This window comes from Congregibacter sp., assembly GCF_045107095.1.
Classification (GTDB): Bacteria; Pseudomonadota; Gammaproteobacteria; order Pseudomonadales; family Halieaceae; genus Congregibacter.
This window is the reverse complement of sequence record NZ_JBGCFU010000105.1, coordinates 1-12276: the sequence shown is the minus strand read 5'-3', so window position 1 is coordinate 12276 and position 12276 is coordinate 1. Positions and strand designations below refer to the sequence as shown.

The window sequence follows — 12276 nt, the reverse complement described above, 5'->3', positions numbered from 1 at the left end:
CCAATGGCTGCTGCGACGCGAGATTGCGAAACCCTGAAAAAAGGCGCGCGATTTTAACGATTTCGTTGCCAGAACGCAATGCCTGCAACCCTTAACCCTGTCGCTGCTTGTGTCGCGGATCTGTATTGCAAATCACGCGGACCACGCCCTTACGACGAACGACCTTGCAGTTTCTGCAGATCTTCTTTACGGATGCTCTTACTTTCATCTTTTTACTCCCAAACAGACCGAGTTCTTAGCGAACTCGCCCTGCGTTTCCATAATTCTTGAGATTGGCTTTTTTCATCACTGAATCGTACTGATGCGACATCATGTGACTTTGAACCTGCGCCATGAAATCCATGACTACAACAACGACGATCAATAGCGAGGTACCGCCCAGGTAAAAAGGTACGTTCCACGTCACTACTAAAAACTGCGGCAACAGACATACCAGTGCGATGTACGCTGAGCCAAACACGGTTAGACGAGTCAACACACCATCGATGTAATTGGCTGTCTGCTGACCGGGGCGAATACCAGGAACAAACGCTCCGGACTTCTTAAGGTTGTCTGCCACTTCCTGAGGATTGAACATCAGGGCCGTGTAAAAGAAACAGAAGAACACGATAAAGATGGTGAACAACAAGATATTCAAGGGCTGGCCAGGGCCAATTGCCACCGCCAGATCCTGAAGCCAATCGGCGCCGCCAGACTGTCCGAACCACTGCGCAATCGAGGCTGGGAACAACAAAATACTGCTCGCGAAGATAGCCGGAATAACGCCCGCCATGTTCACCTTCAAGGGCAGGTGAGAACTCTGCGCCTGGTACATCTTGCGGCCCTGCTGCCGCTTGGCATAGTTCACCGTGATCCTGCGTTGCCCGCGCTCGATAAACACGATCATATAAATGACGGCTATCGCCAATGTCAGGATCAGCAAGAGCGCTAGGATATTAATCTCGCCCTGACGAGCCTGCTCCAGAGACTGACCAATAGCCGACGGCAGACCCGCCACAATCCCTGCAAAAATCAGTAGTGAGATGCCGTTACCAACACCCTTCTCGGTAATCTGTTCACCCAGCCACATCATAAATACTGCGCCGGTTACCAAAGAGGTGATCGCGATGACAAAGAACAAGAGGCCGGAGTTGTAGCTCATGCCCTGGTTTGCCATACCTACGGTCATTCCCGTCGCCTGTACGATCGCCAAAACGACCGTCAAATAGCGTGTGTACTGGCTGATCTTCCTGCGTCCGGACTCCCCTTCCTTCTTGAGCTGCTCGAGCTGAGGGGTTACAGCGGACATCAACTGCATGATGATGGATGCAGAGATATAAGGCATGATCCCGAGCGCAAGAATACTCATGCGCTCCAATGCACCACCGGAAAACATATTCGCCAAACCGAGAATCGTGCCCTGATTCTGGTTGAACAGCGCCGCTAGCTGGTTCGGATCGATGCCCGGCACAGGAATGTGCGTACCGATGCGGTAAACAATTATGGCGACCAATACAAAACGAAGGCGAGCAAAAAGCTCGCCCAGTCCGGCTCGGTTTGCTGAGGGTAACTCGGCCATCAGTTTTTCGTTGTCGCTCCTAGATCTCTAGTGTTTACTGCGCTTGGCAAAATTAGTCGAAGACTCAGTCTTCGATCTTGCCACCCGCCTGCTCGATTGCCTCGCGGGCACCCTTGCTGGCTGGTATACCCTTGAGCGTCACCGCCTTCGTCAGTTCACCGGAAAGGAAAACGCGAACACGCAAAACGTCATCACGAACGATGTCGGCGCTCTTCAGTGCTTCCAGATCAATAACTTCAGCATCGACCTTGTTAAGTTCACCCAAACGAACCTGCGCAGTGGTGCGCGAAATACGTGACGTAAAGCCGTACTTCGGCAGACGCTTCTGGAGTGGCATCTGACCACCCTCAAAACCGGGTGCCACTTTACCGCCCGAACGAGACTTCTGGCCTTTGTGTCCACGGCCGGCAGTTTTGCCGACACCGCTACCGATACCACGGCCGACGCGCTTGGCTGCTTTTCGCGAACCAGGAGCGGGGCTCAGGGTGTTGAGTCGCATTGTATCGCTCACGCCTGTTCCTCCACGGTCAGCATATAGCTGACTTTGTTAATCATGCCGCGTACCGAGGGAGTGTCTTCCACTTCCACAGTGTGTCCGATACGACGAAGTCCCAAACCCGCTACGCAAGCGCGGTGATTCTTTAACCGCCCGTTGCTGCTCTTGGTCTGAGTGACCTTAATTGTTGCCTTAGCCATGAGTCGCTAATCCGTGTTGTTACAAAAAACTGTTGTAAAAATGCTGTCGCAAATACTGTCGAGAGAACCGCGCTGTTTAGCCGTAGATCTCTTCGACACTTTTACCGCGCTTGGCCGCTACAGACTCGGGCGAAGCCATATCACGAAGACCATTGAACGTAGCTCGTACAACGTTCACGGGATTTGTTGACCCGTAGCACTTAGCCAAAACGTTATGGACACCCGCAATTTCAAGGACCGCACGCATCGCACCACCGGCGATAACGCCTGTTCCTTCGGAAGCTGGCTGCATGTAGACCTTAGATGCTCCGTGCCGCGCTTTAATCGGGTACTGAATCGTACCGTTATCAAGGTCAACCTGAATCATGTTGCGTCGCGCTGCTTCCATCGCCTTCTGAATAGCGACAGGCACTTCCCGCGCCTTACCACGACCAAACCCGACACGACCTTTGCCGTCACCAACCACGGTGAGAGCAGTGAATCCAAAGATTCGGCCACCTTTGACTACTTTTGCCACACGGTTTACCTGAACCAGTTTCTCCTGGAGGTCACCGTCTTGCTGCTTCTGATCGTTAAACGCCATCGTCTATATATCCTAGAATTCCAGTCCGCCTTCGCGCGCGGCTTCAGCCAGCGCCTTTACTCGCCCGTGGTACTTAAAACCACCGCGATCAAAAGCGACCTTTTCAACACCGGCCGCTTTAGCACGCTCCGCCAGGAGCTTGCCAACAGCTGACGCTGCATCAATATTGCCTGTTGCTCCGCTACGCAGACTGCTGTCCAACGTAGAAGCGCTCGCCAGGACCGTGTCACCAGTAGGCGCAAACACCTGCGCATAAATGTGACGCGGAGTCCGGTGTACGCTCAGACGGTTGGCACCTTGGGTGCGCATACGCTGGCGCGCCTTGCGGGCGCGACGGAGACGCGAATCGTTCTTTGCACTCATCTCGATGTCCTGTTACTTCTTCTTGGCTTCCTTACGTCGGACATGCTCGTCCGCGTAACGAATACCTTTACCCTTGTATGGCTCTGGTGGACGGAAGCTACGGATCTTCGCCGCTGCTTCGCCCACTGCCTGCTTGTCTATTCCGCTAACCACGATCTCAGTCTGAGTCGGTGTTTCTGCACTGAGGCCTTCTGGAAGCTCGAAGTCCACAGGGTGCGACAGTCCCACCGTCAGATTTACTGACTTGCCGGACGCCTTTGCACGATAACCAACGCCATTTAGCACCAGTTTCTTCTGCCAGCCTTCGGATACACCCTTGACCATATTGTTTACGAGCGCGCGAGTCGTACCCGCCATCGCCTTGGACTTATCAGTCTCGTAAGCAAAAGTCACGGTGCCGTCTTCCTGGGCAATGTTTACGCCTTCATAAAGTGACAGAGACAAGGAGCCCTTAGCGCCCTTCACCTGTACCTCACGATCAGCAACGGTCAATTCCACGCCTTTCGGCAGGGAGACTGGATTGTTTGCTACTCTGGACATACTTCGCCCTTTCTCTTTGTCTTCTGCCCGTACCCGAAAGTACCGACAAGTCTTTTAACTAACTCAGCTCGCACCCAGGTCTTTAGAAGACCGTGCAGAGCACCTCGCCACCAACACCGGCAGCGCGAGCCGCACGGTCTGTCATGACACCGCGCGACGTTGAAACGATAGCTATGCCCAAACCGCTTCGAACAGTCGGCAACTCATCTTTGTTTGAGTAGCGACGTACGCTGGGGCGGCTTACGCGATCGATCTCTGCGATCACTGGCTTTCCATCAAAGTACTTGAGCTCCAAACGCAGGCGCGGCTTTACACCATCTGCGTGGGCTTCGAAGCCGGCAATGTAGCCTTCTTCTTCGAGGACTTTGGCAACAGCAGCCTTGAGCTTTGAACCGGGCATGTCGATGCTGGTTTTACCGGCCATCTGCGCGTTGCGAATGCGGGTCAACATATCCGCTAATGGGTCTTGCATACTCATGTTTCTATTCCTTCTCGGCTTCGCTTACCAGCTGGCCTTAACCAGACCGGGGACGTCACCGCGCATAGCGGCTTCACGGAGCTTGTTACGACACAGGCCAAACTTGCGGTACACGCCATGCGGACGGCCAGTTATCTGACAACGACGCTGCTGTCGTACTGGGCTCGCGTTGCGAGGCAGCTTTTGCAGAGCGACCTGCGCGTCCCACTTCTCTTCGTCGCTGGCGGTGGTGCTAGCCAGGACTGCCTTAATTTCTGCACGCTTCGCTGCATAGCGGGCGACAGTACGAGCACGCTTGTCTTCACGCGCTATCATCGACTTCTTTGCCATAACCCGAATTACCCTTTCAGCGGAAAATTGAATGCACGAAGCAAGGCGCGACCTTCGTCGTCCGTTCGTGCAGTCGTAGTGATCGTGATATCCATACCTCGAAGACTGTCTACTTCGTCGTAGTTAATCTCAGGAAAGATAATCTGCTCGGTAACGCCCATGGCGAAATTACCGCGGCCGTCGAAGGACTTTGGGCTAATGCCGCGGAAGTCACGAATACGAGGGATCGCGATGCTTACCAGACGCTCCAGAAACTCATACATACGCTCACTGCGAAGAGTGACCTTGCAGCCAATCGGCCAACCGTCGCGAATCTTGAAGCCGGCGATAGAGCGACGAGCCAGGGTCACTACAGGCTTCTGACCCGCAATCTTGGTCATATCCGAAAGTGCGTTCTCCATAACTTTCTTGTCGCCTACGGCCTCACCAACACCCATGTTTAGTGTGATCTTGGTAATGCGCGGAACTTCCATCACGTTGTCCAAGCCCAGTTCTTCTTTGAGCTTAGCCGCGATCTCGTCCCGGTACTTATCTTTCAAGGTTGCCATCTGCTTGTACCTGTTCCTTGCCCTTAGGCGTCTAGGGCCGCGCCACTAGACTTGTAAATTCTGACCTTCTTGCCGTCGACGACACTGAAGCCAATACGATCTGCTTTGCTGGTCTCGGGGTTGAAGATTGCAATGTTCGACACCTGAATCGCGGCCTCACGCTCGACGATTCCGCCCTGAACACCCGCTTGAGGGTTGGGCTTGGTGTGCTTTTTAATCATATTGACGCCAGTCACAATCACACGGCTGTCATCTACGATCTTGCGCACTTTTCCGCGCTTGCCCTTGTCCTTGCCAGCGAGCACGATCACTTCATCGTCACATTTTATCTTCAGCATTGTTCTCTACTCTTTAGTGCTCACTGCACTGCTTACTGCGCGGCAGCCCCTCAGGGCCGCCTGCCCTCAGATTACTTCCGGTGCTAGGGAAATAATCTTCATGAATTTTTCGCCACGAAGCTCGCGGGTAACTGGCCCAAAAATACGCGTACCGATAGGCGCTTCCTGGTTGTTCAGCAACACCGCAGCGTTGTCGTCAAACTTGATCAGCGAACCGTCGGGGCGACGAACACCTTTCTTGGTGCGAACGACCACGGCAGTCATAACCTGACCTTTCTTCACCTTCCCGCGGGGAATGGCTTCTTTAACGGTTACCTTGATGAGATCACCAACGCGCGCATAACGACGCTTGGAACCACCGAGCACCTTGATGCACATAACCCGGCGTGCGCCGCTGTTATCTGCTACTTCCAAATAGGATTCAGTCTGGATCATTGCGCGACGCTCTCCCCTTTCTCTACAACCTCAACGAGGTTCCAGGTCTTGCTCTTAGAGATAGGACGAGTCTCAGCAACCGTCACCAAATCGCCAATACCACACTGGTTGTCAGCATCATGGGCGTGTACTTTCGAAGAGCGGGTCATGTACTTACCGTACATAGGATGACGAACGCGACGCTCGATAAGCACAGTGATGGTCTTGTCCATCTTGTTGCTTACTACTCGACCAGTTACGGTCCGGGTTCTTTTCTCAGCTGACATCGCTATTCACCTGCCTTTTCGTGCAACACGGTTTTAACTCGCGCGATGTCGCGCTGGTTGGCTTGCAGCAAGTGCGTCTGGCTCAACTGACCAGTCGCCTTTTGCATACGCAGCTTGAACTGCTCCTCTCGGAGAGCCAGCAGCTGCTCGCCTAGTTGTTCTGCGCTTTGCTCGCGCAATTCGCTGCCTTTCATCACATCACCGATCTTTTAACAAACGCGGTGGCAACCGGAATCTTCGCCGAGGCAAGCTCAAAAGCTTCCCGGGCCAACTCTTCCGACACACCCTGTACTTCGTAGAGAACCTTGCCAGGCTGAACCTGAGCAACCCAGTACTCTACGTTACCCTTACCCTTACCTTGACGAACTTCCAAAGGCTTGCCAGTAATTGGCTTGTCTGGAAATACGCGAATCCAAATCTTTCCGCCACGCTTGATGTGACGAGTCATAGCACGACGAGCCGCCTCGATCTGGCGCGCGGTGATGCGCCCACGACCGGTGGCCTTCAGCCCGTACTCGCCAAAGCTGACTTTGCTACCACGATGAGCAAGACCGCGGTTACGGCCCTTCATCGTCTTGCGAAACTTTGTACGTTTTGGTTGCAGCATTCTTCTAAACCCTTAGCTTTTTTGGCCGCTTAGCTGGCCGCTGCCTTACGGCCGTTGTCAGCCTCATCAGCACCTAGCACCTCACCCTTAAAGATCCAGACTTTGACGCCCAGGATTCCGTAGGTGGTTGCTGCCTCATATGTTGCGTAATCAATATCCGCACGCAATGTGTGCAAAGGAACTCGACCCTCGCGGTACCACTCGGTGCGAGCAATCTCAGCCCCGCCCAAACGGCCACTCACCTGGACCTTGATTCCCTCAGCCCCCTGGCGCATCGCATTTTGAACGACGCGCTTCATTGCGCGACGGAACATTACGCGTCGCTCGAGCTGCTGAGCCACGTTCTGTGCTACCAAACGAGCATCTAGATCGGGCTTGCGAATCTCTTCGATGTTGATGTGCACGGGCACACCCATCTTTTCTGTCAATACCTTGCGAAGCTTGTCGACGTCTTCACCTTTCTTACCAATCACGATGCCGGGACGGGCCGTATGAATGGTTATTCGCGCTGTTTGCGCAGGCCGCTCGATGACGACTCGGCTTACGGACGCATTGTCCAGCTTCTTTTCGATAAAACTACGCACGTGCAAATCGGTAACCAACTGCTTTGCATAGTTCTTGCGATCCGCATACCAAACTGAGGTATGGTCCTTGACGATGCCAAGGCGGATGCCCGTGGGATGTACTTTCTGACCCATGTGGTCCTCTCCTGATCCTTTAGCTTTCGCCGTCGGCGACTTTTACGGTGATGTGGCAGCTGCGCTTAAAAATACGATCTGCGCGACCCTTGGCTCGCGGACGCAAGCGCTTCATCGTCATGCCTTCATCGACAAAGACAGTCGAAACTTTCAACTCGTCAACGTCAGCACCTTCATTGTTCTCAGCATTAGCAATTGCAGAGTTCAGCACCTTGCGAACAATGTGTGCTGCCTTCTTGTTGCTGTACTCAAGCACAGACAAGGCTTCTTCTACGGGCTTTCCGCGAACCTGGTCTGCAACTAGCCGCGCTTTCTGCGCAGAGATGCGTGCACCTTTTAATCTAGCTGAAACTTCCATCAATCCGATTCCTATTCCCGGCCCGCGCTTAGCGCTTCGCCTTCTTGTCCACAACGTAGCCCTTGAAAGTACGCGTAACCGCGAACTCGCCAAGCTTGTGGCCCACCATGTCCTCGTTAACCAATACAGGCACGTGCTGTCGCCCGTTGTGCACGGCAATAGTCAATCCAACCATATCCGGAGATACCATGGAGCGACGCGACCAAGTCTTGATAGGTCGGCGATCGTTAGCCTCCAGAGCCGTCTCTACCTTCTTCAGAAGGTGCAGATCGATAAACGGGCCTTTCTTTAATGAACGTGGCACTGTTTTGTTCCTCTAATCCTGTTCGTCCAATCCCAAAGGGCGCCGGCGTTACTTCTTGCGCCGGCGACGCACGATGAGATCATCAGTACGCTTATTCTTGCGGGTCTTGTAACCCTTAGTCGGTGTACCCCAAGGGCTAACCGGATGCCGTCCACCAGAGGTACGACCTTCACCACCACCATGAGGGTGATCAACGGGGTTCATGGCTACACCACGAACCGTCGGCCGCACACCGCGCCAACGCGCAGCACCAGCTTTACCCAACTTACGAAGACTATGCTCCGAGTTAGACACTTCACCCAAGGTCGCCCGACAATCAGACAGCACCTTGCGCATCTCGCCGGAACGCAGACGGATAGTCGCGTAGCGTCCTTCGCGAGCAGCAAGCTGTACCGAAGCACCTGCTGAACGTGCAATCTGCGCGCCCTTACCTGGCTTCAACTCAACCGCGTGCACTACCGACCCCACAGGGATGTTACGCAGAGGCAAACAGTTACCAGCTTTAATTGGCGCTGCGGAACCTGACTGCACAGCATCACCAGCCTTCAATCCCTTAGGAGCGATGATGTAACGACGCTCTCCATCGGCGAACAGAAGAAGTGCGATGTGCGCGGTACGATTGGGGTCGTACTCGATACGCTCAACCTTTGCAGGAATCGCGTCCTTATTGCGCTTAAAGTCGATAACCCGGTAGTGCTGCTTGTGCCCACCGCCAACGTGACGCGTAGTAATACGTCCGTTATTGTTTCGACCGCCATTACGTGACTGCTTCTCAAGAAGCGGCGCGTAGGGTGCACCTTTGTGCAACTCCTGATTGACGACGCGAACCTGGTGACGGCGGCCCGCTGACGTCGGCTTACTCTTTGCAATTGCCATTTGTCCGCTCTCCCTTACTCAGCTGCCGCGAAGTCTATGTCTTGCCCCTGGGCAATTCGGACATAAGCTTTCTTCCAGGTTGGCTTAGTGCTAAACCCGTAGCGATTACGCTTCATCTTGCCCTTGACCTTAAGAGTCTGGACATCCTCAACGCTAACCTTGAACAACTGCTCCACTGACTTGCGGATCTCGCTCTTGGTCGCATCAAGTGCAACTTTAAATACGTACTGATTATTGGCATCGGCAACAATCGCTGCCTTTTCCGACACATGCGGGCCCATCAGCACCTGAAATACGCGCTCACGGTTCATGCCAGCATCTCCTCAATCTTTTTAACGGCGTCCACAGTCACCATAACTTTGTCATGGGCCAGCAGACTTACAGGGTCGATCGCCTGAACATCGCGAACATCGACCTTTTGCAGATTGCGCGACGCCAGATACAGGTTCTCGTTCACCTGATCAGCAATCAGCAGCGCACTGTTTACGCCATAGCCATCCAACTGACTGACCAACAGCTTTGTTTTTGGCGCATCAAGATCCAAAGTCTCAACTACAACGAGGCGATCCTGACGAGCAAGCTCAGACATGATCGTCTTCAGGGCAGCGCGGTACATCTTGCGATTCACCTTAACGCTGTGATCCTGGGGCCGCGCGGCGAACGTTACGCCACCGCTACGCCAGATTGGCGAACGGATGGTGCCCGCACGTGCACGACCAGTACCCTTTTGACGCCAAGGCTTCTTACCACCACCACTGACATCAGAGCGTGTCTTTTGAGCTCGCGTACCCTGTCGGGCGCCGGCAAGAAAAGACGTTACGACCTGGTGTACCAGATCTTCGTTGTATTCGCGCGCGAAGTTGGCATCTGACACTGAAAGCGTGCCTGCCGACTCATTCCCGGGCTTTAATATACTCAGTTCCACCTAAATTCCTCCCGCGCTCAGCCTTTAACGGCTGGACGTACGACAACGTCCCCACCGGGTGCACCAGGTACAGCACCTTTTATCAGGAGCAGATTACGCTCTGCATCTACGCGCACGATCTCAAGACCCTGTACCGTTACGTTGGCGTTACCCATCTGACCTGACATCTTCTTACCTTTGAAGACGCGACCAGGGGTTTGGCACTGGCCAATAGAACCAGGCGCACGGTGCGATAGTGAGTTACCGTGGGTAGCATCCTGCATGCTGAAGTTCCAGCGCTTGATGACGCCCTGAAAACCTTTACCCTTGGACTTGCCAGCAACATCCACTTTCTGGCCTTCTTCGAAACGCTCTACAGTCAGCTCGGAGCCAACTTCAAAGCCTTCTTCCTCGGCAGATAGACGGAATTCCCATAAACCACGACCAGCTTCAACACCGGCCTTGGCGAAGAGACCCGCCTCGGATTTGCTTACCTTGGCAGCCTTTCGGCTACCCGCAGTTACTTGAATCGAACGATAGCCATCGCTGTCGTTATCTTTGATCTGAGTAACGCGGTTTGGAGAAACCTCCACTACGGTTACTGGTATAGATGCGCCGTCTTCAGTAAAGACGCGCGTCATGCCGGATTTCCGGCCGACTAAGCCAATAGTCATTTTGCCAACCTCACAGTGTACGGGGCTTTCACCCTCTATGGCCGCCCAGTCCTTCACCATGAAAGTTTGGGCGTTACACACCTCGCACCGTTGTTACTGGCCGAGGCAGGTCTTGCTACGAATTGTCGTTAACCAAGACTGATTTGTACTTCCACGCCCGCCGCCAGGTCGAGCTTCATCAATGCGTCAACGGTCTTCTCTGTTGGCTCAATGATGTCGAGTAGGCGCTTGTGAGTACGAATCTCGTACTGATCACGTGCGTCCTTGTTTACGTGCGGTGATACCAGCACGGTGTAACGTTCTTTGCGAGTAGGCAGAGGAATGGGGCCTCGTACCTGTGCGCCGGTCCGCCGAGCTGTTTCAACGATTTCCTGAGTCGATGTATCGATCAGGCGGTGGTCAAAAGCTTTCAGGCGAATACGTATGCGTTGATTCTGCACGCGATCAGTCTCCAATCTTTTCAAAAAACCAGAGCCCCGCGGTGGGGACCCCGACAAATGGAGCGCGAATTCTAGGTATGAGCACCCCAACTGTCAAGGAATATTCTATGAAATATCAACAGTCGGGGGAAGAAGTTAAAACGTGGCTACCGCCGCAGCAGAGGATGCCCCGCAGCGCCTGAGGCTTGGCGAAACTACTGGGTAATCATACGGTAGAGCTCATCTTTCAGATGCAAGCGCTTGAGCTTGGCCTCCTCTTCAGTTTGCGTCGTCACGGGAGTGACTTCGGTTTCCATGTTCTCAACCTCCTTGGTTAGATCATGGTAACGCTCGAAGAGCTTCCTAAAGTGAGCGTTGCTCGTCTTTAGATCATGAATACGCTCTTTGTGCTCGGGAAACTCATGGACCAGATCATGGTGTATTACTGGCATATCACATTCCTCAACTAGTCTATTGGTCAGAACCTATTGCCATGAAACTTCGAATTCATCGCAGTATAGCGTCAGCTTAACGTGCGCCTTTCGTCCAACACCATGACCTGTGTCATGATCAATACAGGATTAATCGAAGATTACCCGCAGCTGGCGGCTAGTATTCAAGGAGAATGAACAGTTATGGAACGCTCACACTCTGTAGTTATGGGTTACCTGCTGTGGATCTTCGGATTCATGGGGGCTCATCGCTTCTATTACGGGCGACCTATTACCGGGACAATCTGGTTCTTTACCTTTGGACTGTTCTTTGTCGGCTGGATTATCGATTTGCTGCTGATACCGGGGATGAACGATGATGCCGACAGACGCTATTATGAGGGCGATGTCGACTACAACATCAGCTGGATACTCCTCACATTCCTGGGGGCCTTTGGCATCCACCGCTTCTACATGGGTAAAGTCTTTACCGGCCTTCTATATCTTTTCACCGTCGGCCTGTTTGGCCTGGGGATTCTGTACGACTACTGGACGCTGAATGAACAGATCGATGAGATCAACGAGTGAACCTCTGAGCGCTCGCATCGATCGTCAATGTCAGGCACAAAAAAGCCCAGCTGATCAGCTGGGCTTTTTTGTATTACTTTCCGCGAACTACTTACCGCGAATTACGTCGGCATTACTTCGCTCGCTGCTTGCGCTTTTACGCTCGTCTTACTCGATGATCTTAGCGACAACTCCAGCACCAACAGTTCGACCACCCTCACGGATAGCAAAACGCAGGCCTTCTTCCATCGCAATCGGTGCAATCAACGTCACAACCATCTGTACGTTGTCGCCCGGCATAAC

The 12276-nt window shown here is 53.4% G+C and carries 25 protein-coding genes and 1 pseudogene; 1 reads left to right on the top strand and 25 read right to left on the bottom strand.

Going from position 1 to position 12276, the window contains the following annotated elements:
* Positions 1–91: 91 nt before the first annotated feature.
* The 24 genes from rpmJ to AB8B76_RS13255 all read right to left on the bottom strand — a co-directional run bounded on the left by rpmJ (position 92) and on the right by AB8B76_RS13255 (position 11427).
* Positions 92–208: a 50S ribosomal protein L36 gene (gene rpmJ / locus AB8B76_RS13370; protein WP_075998814.1), complete on the bottom strand. Its 117-nt coding sequence runs from the start codon at positions 206–208 to the stop codon at positions 92–94.
* Positions 209–235: 27 nt separating this feature from the next.
* Entirely contained in the window at positions 236–1558 is a 1323-nt protein-coding gene (gene secY, locus AB8B76_RS13365) for a preprotein translocase subunit SecY (protein WP_405273194.1), read from the bottom strand.
* Positions 1559–1622: 64 nt separating this feature from the next.
* A complete protein-coding gene (gene rplO, locus AB8B76_RS13360) occupies positions 1623–2057 on the bottom strand; it encodes a 50S ribosomal protein L15 (RefSeq protein WP_405273249.1) in 435 nt (144 codons plus the stop codon).
* 8 nt (positions 2058–2065) lie between these two features.
* Entirely contained in the window at positions 2066–2254 is a 189-nt protein-coding gene (gene rpmD, locus AB8B76_RS13355; RefSeq protein ID WP_405273193.1) for a 50S ribosomal protein L30, read from the bottom strand.
* Between the two features lie 76 nt (positions 2255–2330).
* Positions 2331–2837 carry a 30S ribosomal protein S5 gene (gene rpsE, locus AB8B76_RS13350; protein ID WP_008292592.1) on the bottom strand — a complete coding sequence of 169 codons (507 nt, stop codon included), beginning with the start codon at positions 2835–2837 and terminating at the stop codon, positions 2331–2333.
* A gap of 12 nt (positions 2838–2849) precedes the next feature.
* Positions 2850–3200, bottom strand: coding sequence for a 50S ribosomal protein L18 (gene rplR, locus AB8B76_RS13345; protein ID WP_009024895.1), 351 nt, complete (start codon positions 3198–3200; stop codon positions 2850–2852).
* Between the two features lie 12 nt (positions 3201–3212).
* Positions 3213–3740, bottom strand: coding sequence for a 50S ribosomal protein L6 (gene rplF / locus AB8B76_RS13340; protein ID WP_405273191.1), 528 nt, complete (start codon positions 3738–3740; stop codon positions 3213–3215).
* Between the two features lie 82 nt (positions 3741–3822).
* A complete protein-coding gene (rpsH, locus tag AB8B76_RS13335; protein WP_405273188.1) occupies positions 3823–4218 on the bottom strand; it encodes a 30S ribosomal protein S8 in 396 nt (131 codons plus the stop codon).
* 24 nt (positions 4219–4242) lie between these two features.
* A complete protein-coding gene (gene rpsN / locus AB8B76_RS13330) occupies positions 4243–4548 on the bottom strand; it encodes a 30S ribosomal protein S14 (RefSeq protein WP_405273186.1) in 306 nt (101 codons plus the stop codon).
* A gap of 8 nt (positions 4549–4556) precedes the next feature.
* Positions 4557–5096, bottom strand: a complete 540-nt coding sequence (gene rplE, locus AB8B76_RS13325) for a 50S ribosomal protein L5 (RefSeq protein WP_405273184.1) — start codon at positions 5094–5096, stop codon at positions 4557–4559.
* Between the two features lie 23 nt (positions 5097–5119).
* A complete protein-coding gene (rplX, locus tag AB8B76_RS13320) occupies positions 5120–5434 on the bottom strand; it encodes a 50S ribosomal protein L24 (protein ID WP_405273182.1) in 315 nt (104 codons plus the stop codon).
* 66 nt (positions 5435–5500) lie between these two features.
* Positions 5501–5869 (bottom strand): 50S ribosomal protein L14, encoded by a 369-nt coding sequence (rplN, locus tag AB8B76_RS13315; RefSeq protein ID WP_008292599.1) that lies wholly within the window; start codon positions 5867–5869, stop codon positions 5501–5503.
* Positions 5866–6135, bottom strand: a complete 270-nt coding sequence (rpsQ, locus tag AB8B76_RS13310; RefSeq protein WP_405273180.1) for a 30S ribosomal protein S17 — start codon at positions 6133–6135, stop codon at positions 5866–5868. The genes rplN and rpsQ overlap by 4 nt, the downstream gene beginning before the upstream one ends.
* A gap of 2 nt (positions 6136–6137) precedes the next feature.
* A complete protein-coding gene (gene rpmC / locus AB8B76_RS13305) occupies positions 6138–6329 on the bottom strand; it encodes a 50S ribosomal protein L29 (protein ID WP_008292601.1) in 192 nt (63 codons plus the stop codon).
* Positions 6329–6742: a 50S ribosomal protein L16 gene (gene rplP, locus AB8B76_RS13300; RefSeq protein ID WP_405273177.1), complete on the bottom strand. Its 414-nt coding sequence runs from the start codon at positions 6740–6742 to the stop codon at positions 6329–6331. Before rplP ends, rpmC begins: the two co-directional genes overlap by 1 nt.
* 29 nt (positions 6743–6771) lie before the next feature.
* On the bottom strand, positions 6772–7440 hold the full coding sequence (rpsC, locus tag AB8B76_RS13295; protein WP_405273175.1) for a 30S ribosomal protein S3: 669 nt from the start codon (positions 7438–7440) through the stop codon (positions 6772–6774).
* 19 nt (positions 7441–7459) lie between these two features.
* On the bottom strand, positions 7460–7798 hold the full coding sequence (rplV, locus tag AB8B76_RS13290) for a 50S ribosomal protein L22 (RefSeq protein ID WP_008292606.1): 339 nt from the start codon (positions 7796–7798) through the stop codon (positions 7460–7462).
* 28 nt (positions 7799–7826) lie between these two features.
* A complete protein-coding gene (gene rpsS / locus AB8B76_RS13285) occupies positions 7827–8102 on the bottom strand; it encodes a 30S ribosomal protein S19 (RefSeq protein ID WP_405273174.1) in 276 nt (91 codons plus the stop codon).
* A gap of 48 nt (positions 8103–8150) precedes the next feature.
* A complete protein-coding gene (gene rplB / locus AB8B76_RS13280) occupies positions 8151–8978 on the bottom strand; it encodes a 50S ribosomal protein L2 (protein ID WP_405273173.1) in 828 nt (275 codons plus the stop codon).
* Positions 8979–8992: 14 nt separating this feature from the next.
* A complete protein-coding gene (gene rplW, locus AB8B76_RS13275; RefSeq protein WP_405273172.1) occupies positions 8993–9289 on the bottom strand; it encodes a 50S ribosomal protein L23 in 297 nt (98 codons plus the stop codon).
* Entirely contained in the window at positions 9286–9903 is a 618-nt protein-coding gene (rplD, locus tag AB8B76_RS13270) for a 50S ribosomal protein L4 (protein ID WP_405273170.1), read from the bottom strand. Before rplD ends, rplW begins: the two co-directional genes overlap by 4 nt.
* Before the next feature lie 17 nt (positions 9904–9920).
* The gene (gene rplC, locus AB8B76_RS13265) at positions 9921–10556 is read right to left on the bottom strand and encodes a 50S ribosomal protein L3 (protein WP_405273168.1); all 636 of its coding nucleotides are present in this window, start codon (positions 10554–10556) and stop codon (positions 9921–9923) included.
* A 128-nt stretch (positions 10557–10684) separates the two neighbouring features.
* Positions 10685–10996 carry a 30S ribosomal protein S10 gene (rpsJ, locus tag AB8B76_RS13260; protein ID WP_008292615.1) on the bottom strand — a complete coding sequence of 104 codons (312 nt, stop codon included), beginning with the start codon at positions 10994–10996 and terminating at the stop codon, positions 10685–10687.
* Between the two features lie 194 nt (positions 10997–11190).
* Positions 11191–11427, bottom strand: a complete 237-nt coding sequence (locus AB8B76_RS13255) for a YdcH family protein (protein WP_405273166.1) — start codon at positions 11425–11427, stop codon at positions 11191–11193.
* Between the two features lie 183 nt (positions 11428–11610).
* Here AB8B76_RS13255 and AB8B76_RS13250 point away from each other — a divergent pair, with 183 nt between their 5' ends.
* A complete protein-coding gene (locus AB8B76_RS13250) occupies positions 11611–11994 on the top strand; it encodes an NINE protein (RefSeq protein WP_405273164.1) in 384 nt (127 codons plus the stop codon).
* A 147-nt stretch (positions 11995–12141) separates the two neighbouring features.
* On the opposite strand, the pseudogene tuf reads toward AB8B76_RS13250, so the two are convergent.
* Positions 12142–12276 (bottom strand): annotated as a pseudogene (gene tuf, locus AB8B76_RS13245) (elongation factor Tu); the annotation flags it as partial.